Source organism: Streptomyces sp. NPDC015220 (genome assembly GCF_043079345.1).
Lineage (GTDB): Bacteria > Actinomycetota > Actinomycetes > Streptomycetales > Streptomycetaceae > Streptomyces.
The window spans coordinates 121,747-143,491 of sequence record NZ_JBIBUK010000015.1 but is presented as its reverse complement, the minus strand read 5'-3'; the positions used below and the strand labels follow the sequence as shown (position 1 = coordinate 143,491).

16 protein-coding genes and 1 pseudogene are annotated in these 21,745 nt (G+C 72.3%); 12 read left to right on the top strand and 5 right to left on the bottom strand.

Translation table 11 applies throughout. The features are described 5' to 3' along the window. Nucleotides 1-202: 202 nt before the first annotated feature. The 4 genes and pseudogenes from ACF061_RS26495 to ACF061_RS26480 all read left to right on the top strand — a co-directional run. Nucleotides 203-553: pseudogene (locus ACF061_RS26495) on the top strand (aspartate aminotransferase family protein); the annotation flags it as partial. Between the two features lie 62 nt (nt 554-615). Next, the gene (locus tag ACF061_RS26490) at nt 616-2,574 is read left to right on the top strand and encodes an IucA/IucC family protein (protein WP_392269470.1); all 1,959 of its coding nucleotides are present in this window, start codon (nt 616-618) and stop codon (nt 2,572-2,574) included. 93 nt (nt 2,575-2,667) lie between these two features. Continuing rightward, nucleotides 2,668-3,423: a GNAT family N-acetyltransferase gene (locus tag ACF061_RS26485; RefSeq protein ID WP_392269469.1), complete on the top strand. Its 756-nt coding sequence runs from the start codon at nt 2,668-2,670 to the stop codon at nt 3,421-3,423. A 146-nt stretch (nt 3,424-3,569) separates the two neighbouring features. Then, nucleotides 3,570-5,558, top strand: coding sequence for an ATP-dependent DNA helicase (locus ACF061_RS26480; protein WP_392269468.1), 1,989 nt, complete (start codon nt 3,570-3,572; stop codon nt 5,556-5,558). A 211-nt stretch (nt 5,559-5,769) separates the two neighbouring features. Here ACF061_RS26480 and lexA read toward each other — a convergent pair whose 3' ends face one another. Then, entirely contained in the window at nt 5,770-6,474 is a 705-nt protein-coding gene (lexA, locus tag ACF061_RS26475; RefSeq protein WP_392269467.1) for a transcriptional repressor LexA, read from the bottom strand. A 642-nt stretch (nt 6,475-7,116) separates the two neighbouring features. Here lexA and nrdR point away from each other — a divergent pair. Further along, nucleotides 7,117-7,677 (top strand): transcriptional regulator NrdR, encoded by a 561-nt coding sequence (gene nrdR / locus ACF061_RS26470; RefSeq protein ID WP_392269466.1) that lies wholly within the window; start codon nt 7,117-7,119, stop codon nt 7,675-7,677. 162 nt (nt 7,678-7,839) lie between these two features. After that, nucleotides 7,840-10,728 (top strand): vitamin B12-dependent ribonucleotide reductase, encoded by a 2,889-nt coding sequence (locus ACF061_RS26465; RefSeq protein WP_392269465.1) that lies wholly within the window; start codon nt 7,840-7,842, stop codon nt 10,726-10,728. Between the two features lie 139 nt (nt 10,729-10,867). On the opposite strand, the gene ACF061_RS26460 is transcribed toward ACF061_RS26465, so the two are convergent. Beyond that, the gene (locus ACF061_RS26460; protein ID WP_392269464.1) at nt 10,868-11,401 is read right to left on the bottom strand and encodes a TerD family protein; all 534 of its coding nucleotides are present in this window, start codon (nt 11,399-11,401) and stop codon (nt 10,868-10,870) included. Nucleotides 11,402-11,556: 155 nt separating this feature from the next. Between ACF061_RS26460 and ACF061_RS26455 the strand changes: the two genes are divergently transcribed. The 3 genes from ACF061_RS26455 (at nt 11,557) to ACF061_RS26445 (ending at nt 13,886) form a co-directional block, all read left to right on the top strand. Next, nucleotides 11,557-12,162, top strand: a complete 606-nt coding sequence (locus tag ACF061_RS26455; RefSeq protein ID WP_392269463.1) for a YdbC family protein — start codon at nt 11,557-11,559, stop codon at nt 12,160-12,162. A 143-nt stretch (nt 12,163-12,305) separates the two neighbouring features. Continuing rightward, on the top strand, nt 12,306-12,974 hold the full coding sequence (locus tag ACF061_RS26450; RefSeq protein WP_392269462.1) for a histidine phosphatase family protein: 669 nt from the start codon (nt 12,306-12,308) through the stop codon (nt 12,972-12,974). Between the two features lie 3 nt (nt 12,975-12,977). Then, nucleotides 12,978-13,886, top strand: coding sequence for an ADP-ribosylglycohydrolase family protein (locus tag ACF061_RS26445; protein ID WP_392269461.1), 909 nt, complete (start codon nt 12,978-12,980; stop codon nt 13,884-13,886). A gap of 326 nt (nt 13,887-14,212) precedes the next feature. Here the strand turns inward: ACF061_RS26445 and ACF061_RS26440 are convergent, their stop codons facing one another. After that, a complete protein-coding gene (locus ACF061_RS26440) occupies nt 14,213-15,760 on the bottom strand; it encodes an MFS transporter (protein WP_392269460.1) in 1,548 nt (515 codons plus the stop codon). Between the two features lie 180 nt (nt 15,761-15,940). Here ACF061_RS26440 and ACF061_RS26435 point away from each other — a divergent pair, with 180 nt between their 5' ends. The 3 genes from ACF061_RS26435 to ACF061_RS26425 all read left to right on the top strand — a co-directional run bounded on the left by ACF061_RS26435 (nt 15,941) and on the right by ACF061_RS26425 (nt 18,048). Further along, nucleotides 15,941-16,564 carry a TetR/AcrR family transcriptional regulator gene (locus ACF061_RS26435; protein WP_392269459.1) on the top strand — a complete coding sequence of 208 codons (624 nt, stop codon included), beginning with the start codon at nt 15,941-15,943 and terminating at the stop codon, nt 16,562-16,564. An 83-nt stretch (nt 16,565-16,647) separates the two neighbouring features. After that, on the top strand, nt 16,648-17,349 hold the full coding sequence (locus ACF061_RS26430; RefSeq protein ID WP_392269458.1) for a ribonuclease HII: 702 nt from the start codon (nt 16,648-16,650) through the stop codon (nt 17,347-17,349). A 69-nt stretch (nt 17,350-17,418) separates the two neighbouring features. Next, nucleotides 17,419-18,048, top strand: coding sequence for a hypothetical protein (locus ACF061_RS26425; RefSeq protein ID WP_392269457.1), 630 nt, complete (start codon nt 17,419-17,421; stop codon nt 18,046-18,048). Nucleotides 18,049-18,409: 361 nt separating this feature from the next. Here ACF061_RS26425 and ACF061_RS26420 read toward each other — a convergent pair whose 3' ends face one another. After that, nucleotides 18,410-19,027, bottom strand: a complete 618-nt coding sequence (locus ACF061_RS26420; RefSeq protein ID WP_392269456.1) for a hypothetical protein — start codon at nt 19,025-19,027, stop codon at nt 18,410-18,412. Nucleotides 19,028-19,498: 471 nt separating this feature from the next. Continuing rightward, the gene (locus ACF061_RS26415) at nt 19,499-21,664 is read right to left on the bottom strand and encodes a RecQ family ATP-dependent DNA helicase (RefSeq protein ID WP_392269455.1); all 2,166 of its coding nucleotides are present in this window, start codon (nt 21,662-21,664) and stop codon (nt 19,499-19,501) included. Nucleotides 21,665-21,745 lie beyond the last annotated feature (81 nt).

Genomic DNA, 21,745 nt, shown 5'->3' with positions numbered 1-21,745 from the left:
CGGCGCCGGCGCGGGCACGGCGTTCGGCGCCACCGGGACGTCCGCCGCCCGATGACGCGCCGGGCGTCCGCGTCCGGCGGCAGGGCGCCGGGAGGCACCGGCTTCCTGCGGCCGGGGAGCCCGACGCCGTGCGGCGGCGGAAGTCCGGCGCCTCGGGACAGGGGGCGGTCGACGCCTTGGGAGAGCGGGAGGACAGGGAACCGTGACGGTGACGGAGTCTGCGCCGGGAGGGACCGCCTCCGTGGAGGCGCGCCCCCTCCACGAGGGCGTCCTGCGGCGTCAGTCGGCGCGCGAGTCGGCGGCGCGGGCCTCTGCGCGCACCATGCCGATCGTCCCGGTGCGGGCCCGCGGACTGACCATCGAGGGCGCGGACGGCCGTCGTTATCCGGCCTGCCTCTCGGGCGCGGGCTCCCTCGCCCTCGGGCACAACCACCCGGTCGTTCCCGAAGCCAACCGGAAGGTACTCGACCAGGGCGCGCCGCTGCACGCCCTGGAGAAGGCCACGCCCGCCAAACTCCTCGGCACGCTGCCGCCCGGGCTCGCCGACCGGGCGTAGCTTCCCGGCCCGCCCGCGGTCCGGCACCGAGATCAGCACCACACCACGAGGAGCCCGTCTTGACCACCGCCCGGACACCCCACGGTCACCCGGCTCCCGCCCACGCACCGACCGGGGCGGTGCCGCGCCCGTCCGGCGGGGCGCCGCACGGCCTGGGGCTCACCGACGACTGTGCCGCCGATCCGCTGGAGCACCCCGACCCCCACACAGCCGCCCAGGCCGCGACCGTGGAGAGTCTGCTGCGCTGCTGGGTGCGCGAGACCGGCACCGCCGAGCCCGCCGGCGACACCCTTCGCATCCCCCTCCCGGCCAGCGGAACCGCCCTGCTCGTCCCGGTCCGCCACTGGTCCCCGACCGGCTGGCACCGTTTCGGTCCGCCGCGCCTGGCCGGCGCCCCGGTGTCCGCCGCGCCGGCCGACGCCGTCACGGTCGCCGCCCTGCTCGCCCGGGAGACGCCCCGAACCGCCTGTCCGTCCACGACCGCGCACGCGCCGACGGCATCCGCTCCGTTCATGCCGGGGCCGACCGCCCCGGCCGGTCCCACCGGCGCCGAGGCGGCCGATCTCGTCGCCCGGGTCGCCGACTCCGTGCGTCGTACCACCCTCTTCCTCGGTGACCGCCGGGCACGTCCCGCCGACGGGCCGGACCGCTTCCTCGCCGCGGAACAGGCGCTGATCCTCGGACACCCGCTGCACCCCGCCCCGAAAAGCAGGGACGGCCTCTCGGAAGCGGAAGCGCGCCCCTACTCGCCGGAGTCGCGCGGCGCCTTCCCCCTGCACTGGACGGCCGTCTCCCCCCGCCTGCTCGCCGCCGACTCGGCCTGGACCGAAGGCGGTCGCCCCGTGCCCGCCGACCGGCTCACGGCCCGCCTCGCCGGGGCCGGGCTGCCTCTGCCCGACGGGTACGCCGCCCTGCCGCTGCACCCATGGCAGCTGCGTGAGGTCCGGCACCGCGCGGGCCCGGCGGCGCTGTTCGACGCGGGACTGCTCCGCGACCTGGGACCGCACGGACCGTCCTGGTGTCCCACCTCCTCCGTGCGCACCGTGCACCGCACCGGCGCCCGCGCCATGCTCAAACTCTCGCTGGCACTGCGCATCACCAACTCCCGACGGGAGAACCTTCGCAAGGAACTGCACCGCGGTGTCGAGGTCCACCGTCTGCTGCGCGGTGGCCTGGGCAGCCAGTGGCGGGCCGTCCACCCGGGCTTCGACATCGTCCGGGACCCGGCCTGGCTGGCCGTCGACGACCAGGACGGAGCCCCGGTGCCCGGGCTGGACGTGATGATCCGGCACAATCCGTTCGCTCCGGAGGACGACGTCTCGTGCGTCGCCGGACTCGTCGCGCCCCGACCGTACCCGTGCACGGGTACGGCCCCCCGGGCCGCCGCCGGCCCGACGATGCGGTCGCGGCTCGACGACATCGTCACGCGCCTCGCCGCGCGCACCGGCCGGCCGCGCGCAGCCGTCGCCGTCGAGTGGTTCCTGCGCTACCTCGAACAAGTGATCCGGCCCGTGCTCTGGCTGGACGGCGAGGCGGGGATCGCCCTCGAAGCCCATCAGCAGAACACGCTGCTCCTGCTGGACGCCGACGGCTGGCCCGCCGGCGGTCGTTACCGGGACAACCAGGGCTACTACTTCCGTGCCTCCCGGCGGGCGGAACTGGACGCACGGCTCCCGGGCATCGGGGAGCGGAGCGACACCTTCGTCCCCGACGAGGTCACGGACGAACGCTTCGCGTACTACCTCGCCGTCAACAACGTGTTCGGCCTCATCGGCGCCTTCGGCTCCCAGCGGCTGGCGGACGAGAGGCTGCTGCTGGCCGCGTTCCGCCGCTTCCTCGGCGAGGCCGCCTCCCATCCCGCCCGAATGCGTTCCACCCTGCCGGCCCGTCTGCTCGACTCACCGGTGCTGCGCTGCAAGGCCAACCTCCTGACCCGGCTGCACGGCCTCGACGAACTCGTCGGCCCGGTCGACACCCAGTCCGTCTACGTCACCATCGCCAACCCCTTGAGACTCTGAGCGGCTCGGCCTCCGCCGCCTCCGCCGCCGCCCCTTCGCCGCCAGGACTTCGCCGCACCCCGCCCCACCCCCGCCTTCCGAGAGGAGCGCGCCATGCCGCCCACCGACGCGGGCCCAGCCGTCGAGCACGCCTGTGCCGCGACCACCCCCGACGCCGACCGTCCACCCGCTCCTCCCGAGCAGGGCGCCGACGGCGAGGACACGCTGGACCTGCACCTGCCCGACGAGTTCACGGCGCTCTTCGGGCGGACGCCCGGGACCGGCGCCGCCCGGAGCGACGACCTGCTGGGCGGCGTCGGCGACTGGGGCCCCACCCGCACCCCCGTCGGCGCCTTTCGGCTGGTTCCCGTCCGCGTCGAACGCGACCTGCCGGTCATCAGCCGCTGGATGAACGACCCGGCCGTCGCCGAGTTCTGGCAACTGGCCGGTGAGCAGCGCGTGACGGAGGCCCACCTCGGCGCCCAGCTCGACGGCGACGGACGCAGCGTCCCCTGTCTCGGCCTGGTCGACGGCACGCCGATGAGCTACTGGGAGATCTACCGGGCCGATCTCGATCCGCTCGCCCGGCATTACCCCGCCCGGCCGCACGACACCGGCGTCCACCTGCTCATCGGCAGCGTCGCCGACCGCGGCCGAGGACTGGGAGGCGCCCTGCTGAGAGCCGTGGCCGACCTGATCCTCGACAAGCGCCCCGGCTGCGCCCGGGTCGTGGCCGAACCCGACCTGCGCAACGCGCCCTCCGTGGCCGCGTTCCTCACCGCCGGATTCCGCTACGCGGCCGAGGTCGGCCTGCCCGACAAGCGGGCCGCCCTCATGGTCCGCGACCGGTCCCTGCGCGACCTGATGTGACAGCGGGCGATGCCGTCATCGCCGCCGGTGCACCGCGCGGGACGATCCGGTCCCCGCCCGTCGCGGCCGGATCGGACCGGAGCCGAGCCGCCGACCCCCGCCTCGACCGCCCGTTTGTCAGTCCCGAGCCGTAGGGTGGTCGCGCTATGACGAAGCCCTCCCTTCCCGAACTCCTCCACGCCGCCGTCGCAGCCGTCGGCGGTACGGAGCGCCCCGGCCAGGTGACCATGGCCCAAGCCGTCGCCGACGCGATCGACGACGCCTCGCACCTGCTGGTCCAGGCCGGCACCGGCACCGGAAAGTCCCTCGGCTACCTCGTGCCCGCGCTCGCCCACGGGGAGCGGGTCGTCGTGGCGACCGCCACCCTGGCCCTCCAGCGTCAGCTGGTCGAACGGGACCTGCCGCGCACGGTCGACGCCCTGCATCCGCTGCTGCGCCGCCGCCCGGAATTCGCCATGCTCAAGGGCCGGTCGAACTACCTGTGCCTGCACCGGCTGCACGAGGGCGTTCCGCAGGACGAGGAGGAGGGCCTGTTCGACCAGTTCGAGGCGGCCGCCCCCACCAGCAGGCTGGGCCAGGACCTGCTGCGGCTGCGCGACTGGTCCGACGAGACCGAGTCCGGCGACCGGGACGACCTCACGCCCGGCGTGTCCGACCGCGCCTGGGCGCAGGTGTCGGTCTCCTCCCGGGAGTGCCTGGGCGCCTCGAAGTGCGCCTACGGCGCCGAGTGCTTCGCCGAGACGGCCCGCGAGCAGGCCAAGCTCGCCGAGGTCGTGGTCACCAACCACGCGCTGCTCGCGATCGACGCCATCGAGGGCGCGCCGGTCCTCCCGCAGCACGAGGTGCTGATCGTCGACGAGGCGCACGAGCTGGTCTCCCGGGTGACCGGTGTCGCCACCGGCGAGCTCACCCCCGGACAGGTCAACCGCGCGGTCCGGCGCGCCGCCAAGCTCGTCAACGAGAAGGCCGCCGACCAGCTCCAGACCGCCGCCGAGGGTTTCGAGCGGCTGATGGAGCTCGCTCTGCCCGGCCGGCTGGAGGAGATCCCGGAGGACCTCGGCTACGCGTTGATGGCGCTGCGCGACGCCGCCCGCACGGTCATCTCGGCGCTCGGCCAGACCCGCGACAAGTCGGTCCAGGACGAGGACGCCGTCCGCAAGCAGGCCTTGGCCTCCGTGGAGAACGTGCACGATGTGGCGGAGCGCATCACCAACGGTTCCGAGTGGGACGTCGTCTGGTACGAGCGGCACGACCGGTTCGGCGCCTCCCTGCGGGTGGCTCCCATGAACGTGTCCGGCCTGCTGCGGGAGAAGCTCTTCACGGACCGTTCGGTGGTCCTGACCTCCGCGACCCTCAAGCTCGGCGGCGACTTCAACGGCGTGGGCGCCTCCCTCGGCCTCGCCCCGGAGGGCACCGAGGGCGACGACGTGCCGAAGTGGAAGGGGGTGGACGTGGGCTCGCCGTTCGACTACCCCAAGCAGGGCATCCTGTATGTGGCCAAGCACCTGGCACGCCCCGCGCGGGACGGCGACCGCGGCGACATGCTCGATGAGCTGACGGAGCTGATCCAGGCGGCCGGCGGCCGGACGCTCGGCCTCTTCTCGTCGATGCGGGCCGCTCAGCTCGCCGCGGAGGAGCTGCGCACCCGGATCCCCGAGTTCCCGATCCTGCTCCAGGGCGAGGAGACCCTGGGCGAGCTGATCAAGAACTTCGCCGCGGACCCGAAGACCTGTCTCTTCGGCACGCTCTCCCTCTGGCAGGGCGTCGACGTCCCCGGTCCCAGCTGTCAGCTCGTGGTCATGGACAAGATCCCGTTCCCGCGCCCGGACGACCCGCTGATGAGCGCCCGCCAGAAGGCGGTCGAGGAGGCCGGCGGCAACGGCTTCATGGCGGTCGCCGCGACCCACGCGGCGCTGCTGATGGCCCAGGGCGCCGGACGCCTCGTACGCGCCTCGGGGGACCGGGGCGTGGTCGCCGTGCTGGACCCGCGACTGGCCACGGCGCGCTACGGGAGCTATCTGAAGGCGTCGCTGCCCGACTTCTGGTCCACCACGGACCGCAACCAGGTGCGGAAGTCCCTGACGGCCATCGACGCGGCGGCACAGCGGTCGGAGGGCCGGCCGGACGGGGAGTGATCGCGGGGCGGGGTGCTGACCGGGCCGGGCAGCACCACCGTGATCCCACGCGACCGCGCGGGGGCCCGTGCCCGGGCGCCGGGCTGTGCGCCGAACCGTCACAGCGACGCACACGGGTCCCGGTTCTCGTGCGCGCAGCACAGAGCCCCGGAACCGGCGCAGGGGTCCCGGGGCCCGATCAGGGGGTCGGTGAGCCGGCCCACCGCGGTCGTCAGACGCGGCGCAGGACCGCCACCACCTTGCCGAGGATGGTCGCGTCGTCACCCGGGATCGGCTCGTAGGCCGCGTTGTGCGGCAGCAGCCAGACATGGCCGTCCTCGCGCTTGAAGCGCTTGACGGTGGCCTCGCCGTCGATCATGGCGGCCACGATGTCGCCGTTCTCCGCGACCTGCTGGCGGCGGACCGTCACCCAGTCCCCGTCGCAGATCGCGGCCTCGATCATGGAGTCGCCGACGACCTTCAGGACGAACAGCTCGCCGTCGCCCACCAGCTGCCGGGGGAGGGGGAAGACGTCCTCGACCGACTCCTCGGCGAGGATCGGGCCGCCGGCGGCGATCCGGCCGACCAGCGGGACGTACGACGCGGCGGGCTTGCCGACGGTGTCCGTGGGCTGCAGCGTGGCCGCCTGGTCCGAGCCGCGGACCTCGTAGGCGCGCGGACGGTGCGGGTCACGGCGCAGGAAACCCTTGCGCTCCAGGGCCATCAGCTGGTGCGCGACGGAGGAGGTGCTGGACAGACCGACGGCCTGGCCGATCTCCCGCATGGACGGCGGGTAGCCGCGCCGCTGGACGGAGTCCCTGATGACCTCGATCACCCGGCGCTGCCGGTCGGTGAGGCCCGAGCTGTCGGCCCGGATGCCTGGAGGTCGGCCCGGCAGGGAGCGCTTGGGCCCCTCGGGGTTCGCGGCTTCGTTCATGGCATGCACCGGCTCGAGTCGGCCCTGGGGGCGGTCCTGGGCAGTGATGGTGGCACTGTCTGCGGCGGTGGTGGTCACGTCGGCCCCTCTCGATGGTCTCCCTCCGGCACAACGGTAGTGGCTTTCGAAAGGTTGCGCCAAACACACGTTCGAGTGAAAAAACGCGAATCACCAGACTTGATCATGTCTGTGGGTGTATGGCTCACGCCGCACCTGACGGACATACGGGACCATTGCGGTACTCTTCACCGCCGGGCCGGGGTCCTCCGGGGCCGCGCCCCAGTCTGCCATCCGGCGCCCCGCCGGCCGAGCACCGGTGCCCTTCCGCGCCGGAGTCCCACGCGTCCTCCCCGGGGCGCTCACGGTATCCCCGCAGGCGTTCCCGCGGTACAGGCGCGCGGGGCGTGTGCGCTCTCGTGGCGCGGGCAGACGGCCTACGACCCCGCCCTTGCGACACATGGCTGCCTCTCGGGCGTTTGAGGGACGATCCCCACATCTAGTGGTTGGATGGCTACAGCGGCCCACAAGTTGTGTTGCCCCGGGTCTTGGCCGCCTCTTTCATCGCCTATGCTTGGGGCTGCTTCGCGGGGCCCATGAGGCCTGGCGAGGCTTTTGAGTCTGCTGTGAGGAGGGTTGGAGTCCATGCACTGCCCCTTCTGCAGGCACCCCGACAGTCGCGTCGTCGACAGCCGTACGACGGACGACGGCACGTCGATCCGCAGGCGCCGCCAGTGCCCCGACTGCACCCGTCGTTTCACGACGGTGGAGACGTGCTCGCTCATGGTGGTGAAGCGGTCCGGAGTCACCGAGCCCTTCAGCCGTACCAAGGTCATCAACGGCGTGCGCAAGGCATGCCAGGGACGGCCCGTCACCGAGGACGCGCTCGCCCAGCTCGGCCAGCGGGTCGAGGAGGCGGTGCGCGCCAGCGGAAGCGCCGAGGTGGCGGCCCACGAGGTGGGGCTGGCCATACTCGGCCCGCTGCGGGAGCTCGACCTCGTCGCCTATCTGCGGTTCGCGTCCGTGTACCGGGCGTTCGACACGCTGGAGGACTTCGAGGCCGCCATCGCGGAACTCAGGGAAGGGACGCGAAGCCCCGCCGCGGAGCAGGAGGGCGGCGAATGCGCCGTCGCGGGGAGCCAGGAAGACGACCGCGGGCGCGGTGGGACGGCTGACGTCCCCGGGCCCGCGCGCGCCGCCGACTGACAGGCGGGCCGGTCCGGACCACGGGTCCGGGGCCGGCTCAGCGGCGGCGGGAAAGACGGTTGCGGGCGGCGGCGACACAGGCGCCCGCAGCACCAGACAGAACACCGTGTCTCGGAACATCGAGGCACTTCAGGGCGTTTTCGCCCGTATCAGGGAGGCGGCATGACAGAGACGGCGAGCGGTCCGGCACGTGGTTCCCGCGCCAAGGGCTCCAAGGCAGGGAACAAGGGACTGCAGATCGAGCGCATCCACACCACCCCCGGCGTGCACCCGTACGACGAGGTGGCCTGGGAGCGCCGTGACGTCGTCATGACCAACTGGCGCGACGGCTCGATCAACTTCGAGCAGCGTGGTGTCGAGTTCCCCGACTTCTGGTCGGTGAACGCGGTCAACATCGTCACCAGCAAGTACTTCCGCGGTGCCGTCGGCACCCCGCAGCGGGAGACCAGCCTCAGGCAGCTGATCGACCGCATCGTGAAGACGTACCGGAAGGCCGGTGAGGACTACAAGTACTTCGCCTCGCCCGCCGACGCGGAGATCTTCGAGCACGAACTGGCCTACGCCCTCCTGCACCAGATCTTCAGCTTCAACAGCCCCGTCTGGTTCAACGTCGGCACGCCCCAGCCGCAGCAGGTCTCCGCCTGCTTCATCCTGTCCGTCGACGACTCCATGGAGTCGATCCTCGACTGGTACAAGGAAGAGGGCATGATCTTCAAGGGCGGCTCCGGCGCGGGCCTGAACCTGTCCCGCATCCGCTCCTCCAAGGAACTGCTCTCCTCCGGCGGCAACGCCTCCGGTCCCGTCTCCTTCATGCGCGGCGCCGACGCCTCCGCCGGCACCATCAAGTCCGGTGGCGCCACCCGCCGCGCGGCCAAGATGGTCATCCTCGACGTCGACCACCCCGACGTGGAGGACTTCATCGAGACCAAGGTGAAGGAGGAGGAGAAGATCCGCGCCCTGCGCGACGCGGGCTTCGACATGGACCTGGGCGGCGACGACATCACGTCCGTCCAGTACCAGAACGCCAACAACTCGGTCCGTGTGAACGACGAGTTCATGAAGGCCGTCGAGCAGGGCGGGAAGTTCGGACTGCGGGCCCGCATGACCGGCGAGGTCATCGAGGAGATCGAGGCCAAGTCCCTGTTCCGCAAGATGGCCGAGGCCGCCTGGGCCTGCGCCGACCCGGGCATCCAGTACGACGACACCATCAACCACTGGCACACCTGCCCGGAGTCCGGCCGGATCAACGGCTCGAACCCCTGCAGCGAGTACATGCACCTGGACAACACGTCCTGCAACCTGGCCTCGCTGAACCTGATGAAGTTCCTGAAGGACGACGGCAAGGGCGAGCAGTCCTTCGACGTCGTGCGCTTCTCGCAGGTCGTCGAGCTGGTCATCACCGCGATGGACATCTCCATCTGCTTCGCGGACTTCCCCACCCAGAAGATCGGCGAGAACACCCGCGCCTTCCGCCAGCTCGGCATCGGCTACGCCAACCTCGGCGCCCTGCTGATGGCGACCGGCCACGCCTACGACTCCGACGGCGGCCGCGCCCTCGCCGGCGCCATCACCTCGCTGATGACCGGCACCGCGTACAAGCGCTCCGCCGAGCTGGCCGCGGTCGTCGGTCCGTACGACGGCTACGCCCGCAACGCCCAGCCGCACCAGCGGGTGATGAAGCAGCACGCCGACGCCAACGCCACGGCCGTCCGCATGGACGACCTGGACACCCCGGTGTGGGCGGCCGCCACGGAGGCCTGGCAGGACGTCCTGCGCCTCGGCGAGAAGAACGGTTTCCGTAACTCCCAGGCGTCGGTCCTCGCCCCGACCGGCACCATCGGTCTGGCGATGTCCTGCGACACCACCGGTGTCGAGCCCGACCTCGCGCTGGTCAAGTTCAAGAAGCTGGTCGGCGGCGGCTCGATGCAGATCGTCAACGGCACCGTCCCGCAGGCCCTGCGCCGCCTGGGCTACCAGGAGGAGCAGATCGAGGCGATCGTCGCCCACATCTCCGAGCACGGCAACGTGATCGACGCTCCCGGCCTCAAGCAGGAGCACTACGAGGTGTTCGACTGCGCCATGGGCGAGCGCGCCATCTCCCCGATGGGCCACGTCCGCATGATGGCGGCGATCCAGCCCTGGATCTCCGGCGCCATCTCCAAGACGGTCAACATGCCGGAGTCGGCGACCGTCGAGGAGGTCGAGGAGATCTACTTCGAGGCCTGGAAGCTGGGCGTCAAGGCGCTCGCCATCTACCGCGACAACTGCAAGGTCGGCCAGCCGCTCTCCGCCAAGAAGAAGGAGGAGGAGAAGAAGGCCGAGGCCGTCGAGGAGCCGCGGGCCAAGGTCGAGAAGGTCGTCGAGTACCGTCCGGTCCGCAAGCGCCTGCCGAAGGGTCGTCCCGGAATCACCACCTCCTTCACCGTCGGCGGCGCCGAGGGCTACATGACCGCCAACTCCTACCCGGACGACGGTCTCGGCGAGGTCTTCCTGAAGATGTCCAAGCAGGGCTCGACCCTGGCGGGCATGATGGACGCCTTCTCCATCGCGGTGTCGGTGGGCCTGCAGTACGGCGTCCCGCTGGAGACGTACGTCTCGAAGTTCACCAACATGCGCTTCGAGCCGGCCGGCATGACCGACGACCCGGACGTGCGGATGGCGCAGTCGATCGTCGACTACATCTTCCGCCGCCTGGCGCTGGACTTCCTGCCGTTCGAGACGCGCTCCGCGCTCGGCATCCACTCCGCCGAGGAGCGGCAGCGCCACCTCGAGACCGGCTCCTACGAGCCGATCGACGAGGAGGTCGACGTCGAGGGTCTGGCCCAGTCCGCGCCGCGGCAGACCGACCTGAAGGCCGTCGCCACGCCGAAGGCCGAGGTCGAGGCGGCCCAGCCCGCCCCGAAGCAGGCGCACACCAGCGCCGAGCTGGTGGAGATGCAGCTGGGTATCCAGGCCGACGCCCCGCTGTGCTTCTCCTGCGGCACCAAGATGCAGCGCGCCGGTTCCTGCTACATCTGCGAGGGCTGCGGCTCGACGAGCGGCTGCAGCTGACGCGGGCGGAACCGACGGAAACGTCGTGAGGCGGGGGGCGCCGGCCACGAGCCGGCGCCCCCCGCCGCGTGGCGGCCAGTGCCGCGGCAGGCAGCGTTCGCCCGTCAAGGAGCGGGGTGAACGCTGCCTGTTGCGGCACCTAGGACTGGTGCGCCCGGCCCATCTCGCGGGTGAACGTCGCCGGGTCGTCCTCGAAACCGTGGATGCCGGGGCGGAAGTCCCAGCTCCCGGAGCCGTCGCGGGTGAACTCCGCGACGGCGGCGGCCGTGGCTGAGGGGACCGTGCCGAAGTCGTCCTCGGCGAGCACGGTGTAGCCCTCGCGGATGCGAAGGCCGGAGTCGAGCACGCCGGCGAAGGTACGGTGCGCGGCGCGCTGCTGGATGACGACGCCGACCACCACCCGCGTGTAGCGCTCGGAGAGCCGGTCGAGCTCCAGGGTCATGACCTCGTCCCAGCCGAAGCCCCTGCCGTCCGTGCTGTCCCGGTTGAGGTAGATCGTGCCGTCGGGTGAACGGCTGTCGAAGTGCACCACGTAGGACGGGACCCCGTACGGATCGCCCGCCAGGTAGGTGGCGGCGACGATGTCCAGATCGGTGGGTGGCTGCCCCGCCGGACTCGGATCCCACTTGATCGCGACCTCGACCTTGCGGATTCCCTTGCTGAGCCCGCTCACCGGACTCCCCCTTCCCGGTTCCGTGCGCCCCCCTGCCCCGACTTCCGGATCGCGGGCGCTCGTTGTCCATCGTGCCATGTGCGCGGGGGCGCCCGCGCGGGCGCTGATCCCGCGAGCGTGACCGGCGCCACGCTCCATGGCCTTACCATGGCGCGGTGCTGGTCAAGTGGATTCGCTGCACCGTGGTGGACCGCCGGGGCTTCGAGCGGGGGCAGCGGAAGTGGGCGGGGCTTCTGGGAGAGCCGGGGTTTCGGGGACAGGGGGGTGGCTGGAGCCGGGGGCGGCAGGGCGTGGCGCACACCTTCGCCTTCTGGGAGAGCCGCGCCTTCTACGACTCCTTCATGGCCCGCTCGCACGACCGACTGGCGGCGGCCCAGGCCGGCACCTTCAAGAACGCCCAGGTGCGGCTCTTCGATCACCGGTTCGACGTAAAGACGGGTTTCCAACCGCGTTTCACGGACGCCGACCTGCTGCGCGTCGCCCTGTGCCGGGTCCACGAGGAGCGCGCCGAGCACTTCACGCTGATGCAGGAGAAGGTGTGGAACCCGGCGATGGCCGGCTCGCCCGGCATGGTCCGCGGCCTGTTCGGCGAGGCCCCGGGCAACGAGTTCCTGGTGCTGTCGATGTGGCAGTCGTCCGCCGAGCACGGCAAGTACCGCACGGAGCGGGTCGAGCGGCTCGCGCTGCGCGCGCAGACGGAGGCCGACGTCGCGGCCCTCACGGGCGACATCGTGGAGCTGGAACCCGCCTGGACGGTGTAGCCCCGCCCGGACGGCGCGGTGTGCTGGACGAGCCGGGCGGGCACTTCCCCCGGCGGGCGGCCACCGGCGCGATCCGTGTGATCTGTGCCGTACGCGGGCCGCTCGAGTCCTCGAACGGCCGTCACCCGATCTAGTGTTTCGACATGGCACGACCACGGCGCATCGTCCTTGTCCGGCACGGCGAGTCGGCGGGCAACGTCGACGACTCGGTGTACGAGCGCGAGCCCGACCACGCGCTGGCCCTGACCGAGCGGGGCCTGCGGCAGGCCGAGGAGACGGGCGAGGAACTGCGCGCACTGTTCGGCCGGGAGCGCGTGAGCGTCTACGTCTCCCCCTACCGCCGCACCCACGAGACCCTCCGCGCCCTCCGTCTCGATCCCGGGCTCATCCGGGTGCGGGAGGAGCCGCGGCTGCGCGAGCAGGACTGGGGGAACTGGCAGGACTGCGACGAAGTACGCTTCCAGAAGGCCTGCCGGGACGCCTACGGTCACTTCTTCTACCGCTTCGCCCAGGGGGAGTCCGGGGCCGACGTCTACGACCGGGTCGGCGGATTCCTGGAGAGCCTCTTCCGCAGCTTCGAGGAGCCCGACCACCCGCCCAACGTGCTCCTGGTCACCCATGGCCTGGCGATGCGGCTGTTCTGCATGCGCTGGTTCCACTGGACCGTCGCGGAGTTCGAGTCGCTGTCGAACCCGGGGAACGCCGAGACGCGGATGCTCGTTCTCGGGGACGACGGCAGGTACGTCCTGAACCGGCCGTTCGAACGATGGCGGGATCCGGAACCGTACGGGATCACTGGATGGAGCGGCTGAGCGATGACCCATGACTCCTCCTCCGGCGGGCGCCTGGAACGCGCCCTGGCCAGCGCGCGCGGACTGGCGGTGGGGGACGCCCTCGGCTCCCAGTTCTTCGTGCCGGCGAACCGGCCCCTGCTGAGGAACCGCGAGCTGCCGCCCGGCCGCTGGCAGTGGACGGACGACACGGAGATGGCCTGCTCGGTGGTGGCCGTACTCGCCGCCCACCACCGCATCGACCAGGACGCCCTCGCGCAGTCCTTCGCCCGGCACCACGACTTCGACCGGGGCTACGGTCCCGCGGTCAACCGCCTGCTGCGCCTCGTCCGGGAGGGCGGGGACTGGCGGGTGCTCTCGGCCGCCCTGTTCAACGGCCAGGGCTCGTGGGGCAACGGCGCCGCCATGCGGATCGCCCCCCTGGGCGCCTGGTACGCGGACGACCCGGAGCAGGCCACCCATCAGGCCGAGATCTCGGCCTACCCGACCCACCAGCACCGCGAGGCGGTCGTGGGCGCCATGGCCGTGGCGGCAGCCGCCGCGCTGGCCGCCGCCCCCGGCGGGCCGCCGAGCCCCGGGGCGCTGCTCGACGGCGTCATCGCCCTGGTGCCGGGCAGGAGCGCGGTGGGCGCCGGACTGCGTCGGGCCCGCGACATGCTCGACTACGGCGACGCGGTCACGGTCGCGGCCGTCCTCGGCTGCGGCCGGCGCACGACGGCCCATGACACGGTGCCCTTCGCGCTCTGGTCGGCCGCCCGGCGCCTCGGTGACTTCGAGGAGGCGTTCTGGACGACCGCCCAGGTCGGCGGCGACGTGGACACCACCTGCGCCATCGTGGGCGGTGTCCTGGCCTCGGGAAGGGCGGGGAGCCCGCCCGTGGAGTGGGCACGCCGCACGGAGGCGCTGCCGGACTGGGTGCCGGTCTCCGGCTGACCAGGGCCACGCGACCGGGAACTCTCCGTGTCCGTCGGGAACTCAGCGTGACCCTCGTCCGTTGTCCCGGCATGGGCCGCGCGTGCCGTGGGCGCGCCGGACACAGGCGTCGGCCGAGGGGCGGGGGAGTCATGCCATGGTCGCGGGCCGCGGAGGTCGTGCCGCTCTTGGTGGCCGCCGCCGCCGGGACGCGGTCGGTGCCGTGGTCCCGGATCGGTCACCTCCGGTCGCGTGGCGTTCCGAGCGAGGGACGGCCGGTCCGCGCCGGACGTCGCAGCGTGACGTCCGCCGCCGAAGGGCTCCGGCCGGTCCGCCCCGCGCCGCCGTCAGCCGATTCCGGGTCCTGCCGTTCCGGCCAGGGCCGCCAGGTCGCTCCTGCGGACGCGGATGACCAGCAAGGCGGTCGCCAGGGCGAGCGCGGCCATCGCCGTGGCCGGGACGAAGGCGGTCGAGATGCCCTGGGCCAGGACGTCGTGTCCCCATGGAGCGGGCAACTGGTGGGTCCTGGCGAACTGTGCCTTCTGCTCCGCGGAGCCGTCCGTGAGGAACTTCGGAAGCTGCTTGTTCCCCTCGTCCTTGCTGGCCGAGCCGAACACCGTGGTGAGGATGGACAGTCCGAGCGAACCGCCCACCTGCTGGGTGGCGTTGAGCAGGCCCGATGCGGCGCCCGCCTCGTGCTGGGCGACGCCCGAGACGGCGGTGACCGTCACGGTCACGAAGTTCAGGCCCATGCCGAAGCCGAACACCAGCATCGGGCCGAGCACTCCGCCGGCGTAGGAACTGCCGGGGCTGATGAAGGTCAGCCAGAAGAGCCCGATCACCACGAGTCCCGAGCCGGTGACCATGAACGGCTTGGGGCCGAGCACGGGGAGGAACCGCTGCGACAGTCCCGCTCCCACCGCGATGGCGGCGGTGACCGGGAGGAAGGCCAGCCCGGCCTTGATGGGGCTGTACCCCAGCACGTTCTGCACGAAGAGCACGATGTAGAAGAACATGCCGAACATCGCCGCGGCCAGGCTGAGCATGATCACATAGGTGCCGGAGCGGTTGCGGTCGGCGAACATCCGCAGCGGTGTGATCGGTTCCTTGGCACGCCGCTCGGTGAGTACGAAGGCCAGCAGCAGGACCACCGCGGCGGCGAAGGACCCGAGGGTGAGACCGTCCCGCCAGCCGTCCTCCGACGCGCGGATGAAGCCGTAGACGAGAGAGGCCATGCCCGCCGTGGAGGTCAGCGCGCCCGCGATGTCGAAGCGCCCGGGATGCCGTTCGGACTCGCTGATGAACACCGGCGCGACCAGGGCGATCAGCACGCCGATGGGCACGTTGACGAAGAACACCCAGCGCCAGTCGAGCCACTGGGTGAGCATTCCGCCGGCCAGCAGTCCGACGGCGCCGCCGCCGGCCGAGACCGCGGCGAAGACTCCGAACGCCCGGTTGCGCTCGGGGCCTTCGGGGAAGGTCGTCGTGATGAGTGCGAGCGAGGTGGGCGACGCTATCGCGCCGCCCACGCCCTGCAGGGCTCGTGCGGCCAGCAGCTGCCAGGGCTCCTGGGCGAGCCCGCCCAGCAACGAGGCGAAGGTGAACACGAGGATGCCGGTCATGAAGATCCGGCGGCGGCCGAGGATGTCGCCGGCCCGGGCGCCGAGCAGCAGCAGGCCGCCGAAGGTGAGTGTGTACGCGCTGACGACCCAGGTGAGGTCGGTGGTGCTGAACGCGAGCGCGTCTTGAATGTGCGGGAGTGCGATGTTCACAATCGTCGCGTCGAGTACCACCATGAGCTGGCAGGCCGCGATGACGGTGAGCGCGATACCGGGATGCCCCTCCCGGCGGGCCGCACCCGGTTTCTGGTTCTGGATCAACTGAGAGGTTGTCACTATGGGTCCCCCACGACAGCGTTAGTGAACGCACCCGTTCACTGCTGCGCCAACGGTAGTGAGTCCCCATAGTGAACGCAAGCGTTCACTTTCGGCTCTGTCATGCGACGTGTCCCCCGTCGCGGCCGTTCGGCCCTCCCCTCCCCATACATCCCGCTCACCGCTCGCTGGAGAAGACAGATGGTTACCTCGCGCTGGGAAGCCGCACCCGCCAGGGCGGCCGCCCCCCGACGGCGCGGCGCCGTGCTCGAACGTGCGATCCTCGAAGCCGCCCTGGAACAGCTCTGCACGGTCGGATGGAGGGGTCTGACCATGGAAGGCGTGGCCGCCGGCGCCCGGACCGGGAAGGCCGCCGTCTACCGGCGCTGGCCGTCCAGGGAGGACCTGGTCGAGGACGCCCTGCGAGCCGGGTTCTCGCCCGTCGAGGAGGCGCCGGACCTGGGCGCTGTACGTGAGGACCTGCTGGCCCTGTGTCGGCGGGTCCGTGGGGCGATGTTCTCGCGCCCCGGCACCGCGCTGCGCGCCGTCATTCACGAATGCGATCCAGACCAGGAGGAGCGCCTTCACGGTGTGATCTACAGCGCCGTGGTGGAGCCGACCGTCAGACTCCTCCGGGAAGTCATCACCCGCGGAATCGAGCGGGGAGAGGTGCGCCCCGACGCGGTGGACGACTATGTCCTCGACGTCGTCCCGGCCATGATGATGTACCGGTCCAAGATGTGCACCAGCGAATGGACGGACGCGGAACTCCAGGAGATGATCGACCGGGTGATGGTCCCGCTGCTGCGCCCGGCCGGTCCCTGACCGCCGGGGAGGGCGGACCGTGCGGCCACCGGTGGAAACCGGGGTGTCGCAGCGGTATCCGGGCGGCGTAGGCTAAGGGCGCCATGCCGTACGAACCACCCACCCATACCGTCGAGCGCTCCCTTCGAGCCACGACCGGAGCGAAGGTCATTGCCGGTGTCGACGAAGTGGGGCGCGGCGCGTGGGCCGGTCCCGTCACCGTCTGCGCGGCGGTCACCGGACTGCGCCGGCCCCCCGCGGGTCTCACCGACTCCAAACTGCTCACCGCGAAGCGACGCACCGAACTCGACGCGGAGCTGCGGAAGTGGGTGACGGCGTACGCCCTCGGGCACGCCTCGCCCGAGGAGATCGACGACCTCGGGATGACCGCGGCGCTGCGGCTCGCGGCCTCGCGCGCCCTGGGGGCACTGCCCGTCCGGCCGGACGCGGTCATCCTCGACGGGAAGCACGACTACCTCGGCGCTCCCTGGACGGTTCGCACGGTCATCAAGGGCGACCGGTCCTGCGTGGCCGTCGCGGCGGCATCGGTGATCGCCAAGGTCCACCGCGACAAAATGATGGCCGAACTCGGCATCGACCATGCAGACTTCGGTTTCGCGGCCAACGCCGGATATCCGTCGCCGGTGCACAAGGCCGCGCTGGAGGATCGGGGGCCCACCCCGTACCACCGGCTGTCGTGGGCGTATCTTGATGCGCTGCCCCGGTGGCAGCACCTCAAGAAGGTCCGCGTTCAGGCGGACGGAGGCGTTCCGGAGATCGAGGGTCAGCTCGGTTTCGACTTCTGATGGTTCCCTCCTGCCCGGAAGTGCCACCCGCCCGCGCGAGCCGCACCAACGTTTGATAAATATCAGCCCATGCCTCTCATTCCCGAGGAGCCTCAGATTCACGAGAGCGCCCAGGGTCCCCGCGTCACTCCGGCCACCGGCCGCACCGCGCCGACCCCTCGTCCCGTACCCGGCCCCCGTCCCGCGGCTCCGTCGCGCCCCGGTCGTCCTGGCCCCGCGCGGCCGGCGCCGCCGGTGCAACGTACGCCGCGGGACGTGACCGCGACCAAGCCCGGGCCTTCAAGCCCGGCCGCCCCCGCCGCCCCGGCGGGCCCTCAGATCCAGCTGCTCCCGGCCTCCGCCGAGGGTGCGCTCGACGCCGCCGAGGAGGCCGTCGACCTGCTCCTGGAGTCGGGTCGTGCCCCCGGTGAGGTGCTGGTGATCACCACGGGTGACCCGCACCCCTGGGCCGCACACGAGCTGTCCTTCGGTGACACGTCCTACTGGGCGCAGCACGACGCGGGTGACGACGTCTTCTACCTGGACGCCGCCGCCGCCTCCCGTGCCGCGTCGCGTCCGGTGGTCGTGGTCGCCGTCAACGGCGGCACCGACGCCGACGCCGCCACCGTCCTGCCTCTGGCCCACACCCGGGCCGGTGCGCTGCTGATCGTCTGCGGTGACCCCCAGAAGATCAACTCGCTGCTGGGCGCGGGCGTCTGAGTCGTCTCGGGCCGTGCCCGAAGACCCCGGTCCGTCCGGGGTCGTGCTGGGCGGCAGCCGTCGCCGCGGTGGTCACCGCGCGACGGCCGCTTGGGCGTGCGCGGACGACTGCGGGCGCCCGGTGCGGCGTTGTGGCCCATGCGGCGCGCGGTCATGTCTGGAGGGGCCGACGGCTGTCGTCGGGGCGGCCGCCGGGCCGCCGGACGGGCTCCGGGACCGTGCCGTCGACGGTGGGAACAGCCCAGTCCCGCGGCGCGGGCTCGCCGGTGATCCGCCGATCAGCAGGCCCCCGGTCGGGGGTGCGCGTGTTCCGCGGGCTCCTCGTCGGCCGCCGCGTCGGCGTCAGCCCGCCGCGTCGGCGTCAGCGAGCCGCGGCGCGGCGCAGCACCTCGGAGGCGGCGCCCCCGGTGCGGGGTGGGCGCGGTGGCGGCGTACCGGCCGTCCCGAACGGCTCGGGAGCGGAGTCGGCACTCGGTCGCCGGCCGCCGCGGCCCTCGCCGAGGACCTGCCAGCCGTCCCGGGTCAGCGTGATGTACGCCCCGCAGCGCAGCCCGTGCAGCGTGCAGGCGTCACGAAGGCCCCACATCCACGCCCCGTCCTCCTCCGTCCAACGCGCGTCGCCCTCGCGGCAGTAGAGCAGCACGGCGGTGCGCACCGGAGTGCGGCGCCGCAGATCGTGCGGGATGACCCGGCGCAGCTGGGCGAGCAGCGCGTTGCGGAACATCCAGCCGTCGGCAGCCGATGGGCGGCGGATGAAGGAGGCGCTCGCCCGCAGCCGTTCGTCCGGGTCGAGGACCGCGACCACGGCGGTGGCGGGGCCGGGGTGGTGCCGGGCGTGCAGTCCGCTCACCACTTCGCGCGGGTTGCGCAGCAGGGGGATGCCCGCGGCGGCCCACTCCGCGGGTTCGAGCACGCGATGGGCGGAGGCGGCGGACGCAGACAACGACGCCGCCGAGGACGGAGCGAATCCGAAGGTCACGTTCCTCCCTTCGGCTACGCGCCCACACTGCGGGCGGGGTCGGTTTCGGGGGAGCGCACACCGCAGCAGAGCCCTACCGGATCACGGCCGGGCCGTGCGGGGAGCGGACTTCAATTCTTCCTGTCGAACTGGGATGCGGCAACGAGCAATTGGAGGCGCCGACCGTTATCGGACGACCCGCGCCTTATATCCCTACCCAGGGTGTCGCCGGGCGACGCCTGGAGCGGCGGCCGCACCGCGTTCCGGTGGTCGCGCGGCAGAAGACATCAGCGGTCAGGGGGCTTAGGCACTTCTCCGCGGCCTCCGAGGCGCCAGCGGTGGCCGGGATCACGGTGGGTGAGCACGCTGCGAGCCGGGCGGCGTGCGCCGGGGGCTGTGCCGCGATGGCGGTGATGGCGACGGTGCTGACGGTGTCCTGGACCAGGGGACCGCGCTGCCCGTGCGCCCGAGCCCGGCGGGTGCGCCGCCCGCTCACCCCTGAACGGCGAGCACCAGGGGCAGCACCGCCTGCGCACCGGCCCTTCGCAGCAGCCGCGCGGCGACCGCTAGGGTCCAGCCGGTCTCGGTGTAGTCGTCCACGAGGAGCACCGGCCCAGGGCTGCCGGCCAGCGCGGCGGCCAGTGCGGGCGGAACGGTCAGCGCCCCGTCGAGGGCCTTGAGACGCTGGGCGCTGTTGCTGCGCGACACCCGGTGCGCTTCCTCGGTGTACTCCACGCCCCCCAGCAGCGGCAACCGGCCGATCTGCGAGATGTGCGCGCCCAGGGACTGGATCAGACGGGGCCGGGTGCGCGAGGCCAGGGTGACGATGCCGATCGGGCGCGGCTGCGCGTCCGCCGCCCCCGTGGCCCAGCCGCCGGGCCCCTTCGCCCAGTCGGCCAGCACGCCCACCACGGCCCGGGCCACATCCTCCGGCACGGGGCCGTCGGGGGCGTGCTGGGTGAGCATCGGCCGCAGCCGATTGCCCCAGCCGATGTCCGACAGACGTCCCAACGCGCGACCCGCGGCGGCCTGTTCACCGGCGGGGATGCGTCCCTTGAGGTCGACTCCGATCGCCGCGAGGCCGGTCGGCCACATGCGACGCGGCTCCACCTCGACTCCCGCCCGGCCGAGGTCCACGCGGGCGGCGTCCAGCGCAGCCGCGGAGGCGTCGACGGTGAACCGGGCACCGGCGCAGTTGTCGCAACGGCCGCACGGCCTGGCGCTCTCGTCGTCGAGCCGGCGCTGCAGGAACTCCATCCGGCAGCCCGTGGTCGCCGCGTACTCCCGCATCGACTGCTGTTCGGCCGCCCGCTGCCGCGCGACCCAGTCGTACCGCTCGGCGTCGTACGTCCACGGGCGGCCGGTAGAGACCCAGCCGCCCTTGACCCGCCGGACCGCCCCGTCCACGTCGAGCACCTTGAGCATGGCCTCCAGGCGGGAACGGCGCAGCTCGACCAGAGGCTCCAGCGCGGGCAGCGACAGCGGCCCCTCCGCGCGGGCGAGTACGTCGAGGGTCCGGCGCACCAGTTCCTCGGAGGGAAAGGCGAGCGAGGCGAAGTACTCCCAGATCGCCTCGTCCTCCTTGCCCGGCAGGAGCAGCACCTCGGCGTGCTCGACACCGCGGCCGGCGCGGCCCACCTGCTGGTAGTAGGCGATGGGGGAGGACGGCGATCCCAGGTGCACGACGAAGCCGAGGTCGGGCTTGTCGAAGCCCATCCCGAGGGCCGAGGTGGCGATGAGGGCCTTGACCTTGTTCGCGAGCAGGTCGTCCTCGGCCTGCTGCCGGTCGGCGTTCTCGGTCCTGCCGGTGTAGGAGGCGACCGCGTGACCGCGGTGCCGCAGGAAGGCGGTGACCTCCTCGGCGGCCGCCACGGTGAGCGTGTAGACGATCCCGGATCCGGGCAGCTCGTCGAGGTGGTCGGCGAGCCAGGCCATCCGGTGCGCGGCGTCCGGCAGCCGCAGCACGCTCATGCTGAGGCTCTCCCGGTCCAGCGGGCCGCGGAGCACCAGGGCGTCCGAGGCGTCGCCGGTGCCCAGCTGCTCCGCGACGTCGGCGGTCACGCGCGCGTTGGCGGTGGCGGTGGTGGCGAGGACGGGCACGCCCGGAGGGAGGTCGCCGAGCATGGTCCGCAGGCGTCGGTAGTCGGGACGGAAGTCGTGCCCCCAGTCGGAGATGCAGTGGGCCTCGTCGACGACCAGCAGCCCCGTGGCGGCGGCCAGCTTGGGCAGGACCTGGTCGCGGAAGTCCGGGTTGTTGAGCCGCTCCGGGCTCACCAGCAGGACATCGACCGAGCCGGAGGCGATCTCGGCCTGGACGGTGTCCCACTCCTCGGTGTTCGCCGAGTTGATCGTGCGGGCGTGGATACCGGCGCGGGACGCGGCCTCCACCTGGTTGCGCATGAGCGCGAGCAGCGGCGAGACGATCACGGTGGGGCCGCTTCCCCGAGCCCGGAGCAACGAGGTGGCCACGAAGTAGACCGCGGACTTGCCCCAGCCCGTGCGCTGGACGACCAGGGCCCGTCGCCGCTCGGCGACGAGCGCCTCGATCGCCCGCCACTGGTCCTCGCGCAGCCGGGCCGTCCCCGTGGCGTCGCCGACGAGGCGGGCGAGGACCGCGTCGGCGGCCGCCCGGAGTTCCGCGTTGCTCGTGTGCTCCATGCGTCCCATACAACAGGACGGCACTGACAATCGGGACGGGCCCGGCCGCGGACCGGTATGCGCCGACCTGGGTGTCATGGC

Bases quoted from the DNA above. Each gene is read 5' to 3' on its own strand.
- ACF061_RS26485 (WP_392269469.1), top strand. From the start codon at position 2,668: ATGCCGCCCACCGACGCGGGCCCAGCCGTCGAGCACGCCTGTGCCGCG.
- ACF061_RS26480 (WP_392269468.1), top strand. From the start codon at position 3,570: ATGACGAAGCCCTCCCTTCCCGAACTCCTCCACGCCGCCGTCGCAGCC.
- lexA (WP_392269467.1), bottom strand. From the start codon at position 6,474: ATGAACGAAGCCGCGAACCCCGAGGGGCCCAAGCGCTCCCTGCCGGGC.
- nrdR (WP_392269466.1), top strand. From the start codon at position 7,117: ATGCACTGCCCCTTCTGCAGGCACCCCGACAGTCGCGTCGTCGACAGC.
- ACF061_RS26465 (WP_392269465.1), top strand. From the start codon at position 7,840: ATGACAGAGACGGCGAGCGGTCCGGCACGTGGTTCCCGCGCCAAGGGC.
- ACF061_RS26450 (WP_392269462.1), top strand. From the start codon at position 12,306: ATGGCACGACCACGGCGCATCGTCCTTGTCCGGCACGGCGAGTCGGCG.
- ACF061_RS26445 (WP_392269461.1), top strand. From the start codon at position 12,978: ATGACCCATGACTCCTCCTCCGGCGGGCGCCTGGAACGCGCCCTGGCC.
- ACF061_RS26435 (WP_392269459.1), top strand. From the start codon at position 15,941: ATGGTTACCTCGCGCTGGGAAGCCGCACCCGCCAGGGCGGCCGCCCCC.
- ACF061_RS26430 (WP_392269458.1), top strand. From the start codon at position 16,648: ATGCCGTACGAACCACCCACCCATACCGTCGAGCGCTCCCTTCGAGCC.
- ACF061_RS26425 (WP_392269457.1), top strand. From the start codon at position 17,419: ATGCCTCTCATTCCCGAGGAGCCTCAGATTCACGAGAGCGCCCAGGGT.
- ACF061_RS26415 (WP_392269455.1), bottom strand. From the start codon at position 21,664: ATGGAGCACACGAGCAACGCGGAACTCCGGGCGGCCGCCGACGCGGTC.